We start from the raw sequence: 2,167 nt of genomic DNA on the forward strand, positions 1-2,167 counted from the left end.
CCACCGCGACCCCCGGCCCACCCTGACCCCCGGCCGCCCCCCGATGCACCGGAGCCGGCCCGGGGGTCGACGGGGACGAGCCGGCGGGCGGCGTCGAGGACGTCGGCGACGGGTCCCTGGCCGGGGTCGGCGTAGCGGACGGCGTTGGTCAGCACGGCCGGGACGCCCTGTTCGGCGGCGAAGCCGACGGTGCGGGCGGCCAGGCGCAGCGAGCCGGGGCCGGTGCCGGGGCGGGCGTGGTGGACGGCCTCCAGGCGCAGGGCGTCCCCGTAGCGCTCCCGCCAGGGCGCGAGCAGCCGTGCGGCCCGGTCGGGCCGGCCGGCGGCCAGCGCCCGGCCCACCTCGGACCCGGGCCCGAGCAGCACGAACACCCCGCCGCCGCCGAGCGCCCCCCAGGGCACCAGGGGCTGCCCGTGGCCTCCGGCGGGGTACCCGCCCGGCCCGTCAGGGGCGTGGGCGGTGGTGACCAGGCGGCAGAGTTCCGCCCAGCCGGTGGCGCCGTCGCGGGCCAGGAAGAGGGCGCGCGGGGCGGACTCGTCCACGAAGGCCCCGCCGCTGACGGGCACCCGCCGCCGGTACGAGGCCCCGGCCGCCGCCCGGCCGCCCGGGCCGGAGCCGTCGAGCGACCCCGCGGGGGCCACCGCCAGGTCGACTCCGAACAGGGGCCGGATCCCGGCCGCAGCGGCCGCCTTCGCGAAGCGGACCGCGCCCGCGAGGGTGTCGCGGTCGGTCAGGGCGAGGGCGTCCATGCCCCGATCGGCGGCGCGTTCCGCCAGCCGCTTCGGGTGCGAGGCGCCGTAGCGCACGGAGAACCCCGAAACGGTGTGCAGATGCGTGAACCCGGGCACCCGCGGCCCTCCTGCTTCCCTCGACCTTCTTGCCTCCCCCCGGCTCTCCACCATAGAGCAATTCGAATATCCGTGCGAAACACTTGTTCGATCATCCATTCGGCCCGCCCCTGCTGCGCCCGGCCCCCGGCACGCCGAGCGTGGGGACATGACCCAGCCCACCGAGCGCACCGACACCGACGCGCGCCCGTCCGGCGGCTTCCTCGCCGAGATCAAGGACGCGGTGACCATCCGGGCCGCCGTGCTGGTCCTGGGGGTGCTGGCCCTCCAACTGGCCTTCATCACCTCCTACATCGGGGCCTTCCACCACCCGAAGCCCAGCGAGATCCCCCTCGCGGTGGCCGCCCCCGCCGAGCAGGTCGCCGCGCAGGCCGCGCAGCGGCTCGGCGCCCTGCCCGGCAAGCCGCTCGACCCCCGGGCGGTCGCCGACGAGGCGACGGCGCTCGCGCGGATCAGGAACCGGGAGGTGGACGGCGCGCTGATCATCGAGCCGGCCCGGCCGAACGACCGGCTGCTGGTGGCGAGCGGCGCCGGGGCCTCCCTCTCCCAGGCCCTGGAGCAGATCGTCGGCCTGGCGGAGAAGTCGCAGGGCCGGGGCCTGACCGTCGTGGACGTGGCCCCCGCCGCCCGGGGCGACAGCCGCGGCCTCAGCTCCTTCTACCTGGTCGTCGGCTGGTGCGTGGGCGGCTACCTGTGCGCCGCGATCCTGGCCATCAGCGCCGGCGCCCGGCCCGCCAACGTCCACCGCGCCGTCATCCGGCTCGGCGCGCTGCTCCTGTACGCGATCGCCGCCGGGCTGCTCGGCGCGGTCATCGCGGGGCCGGTGCTGGGGGCCCTGCCGGGCTCGATCGCGGCCCTGTGGGGGCTCGGCACCCTGGTGGTCTTCGCGGTCGGCGCGCTCACCCTGGCGCTCCAGGGGCTGGCGGGCGTGGTCGGCATCGGCCTGGCGATCCTGCTGGTCGTGGTGTTCGGCAACCCGAGCGCGGGCGGCGCCTACCCGTACCCGCTGCTGCCGCCCTTCTGGCGGGCGATCGGCCCGGCCATGCCGCCGGGCGCGGGCACGTTCGCCGCGCGGTCCATCGCCTACTTCCGGGGCAACGGCGCGGCCGGCCCGATGCTGGTCCTGTCCGCCTGGGCGGTGGCCGGGTCCGCCGTCACGCTGGCCTGCGCCATGGCCCGTCGCGGCCGCCCGGGGGCCGCCGTGGGCAGCGGCCTGCCCGACGACGCGCCGTCCGTGCCCCGCTTCGCGGGCGGCGGGCCGGAGCCCCGCTGACGGCCCCCGCCGCCACGGCGAAGGCCCGCCCGGGTGTGCCCGGGCG

2 protein-coding genes are annotated in these 2,167 nt (G+C 78.4%); one reads left to right on the forward strand and one right to left on the reverse strand.

Features of this window, described 5'->3' with window-relative positions:
• Positions 1 to 902, reverse strand: a 902-nt coding sequence (locus AB0O29_RS35245) for a PHP domain-containing protein (protein ID WP_365160343.1), incomplete at its 3' end; no start/stop codon positions are given.
• Between the two features lie 94 nt (positions 903 to 996).
• Between AB0O29_RS35245 and AB0O29_RS35250 the strand changes: the two genes are divergently transcribed.
• Positions 997 to 2,121 carry a DUF3533 domain-containing protein gene (locus AB0O29_RS35250; RefSeq protein WP_365160345.1) on the forward strand — a complete coding sequence of 375 codons (1,125 nt, stop codon included), beginning with the start codon at positions 997 to 999 and terminating at the stop codon, positions 2,119 to 2,121.
• Positions 2,122 to 2,167 lie beyond the last annotated feature (46 nt).

Source organism: Streptomyces sp. NPDC089915, assembly GCF_040684675.1.
Lineage (GTDB): Bacteria > Actinomycetota > Actinomycetes > Streptomycetales > Streptomycetaceae > Streptomyces.

What these genes read in the sequence shown, in the direction of transcription:
- AB0O29_RS35250 (WP_365160345.1), top strand. Translation starts at nt 997, where the DNA reads ATGACCCAGCCCACCGAGCGCACCGACACCGACGCGCGCCCGTCCGGC.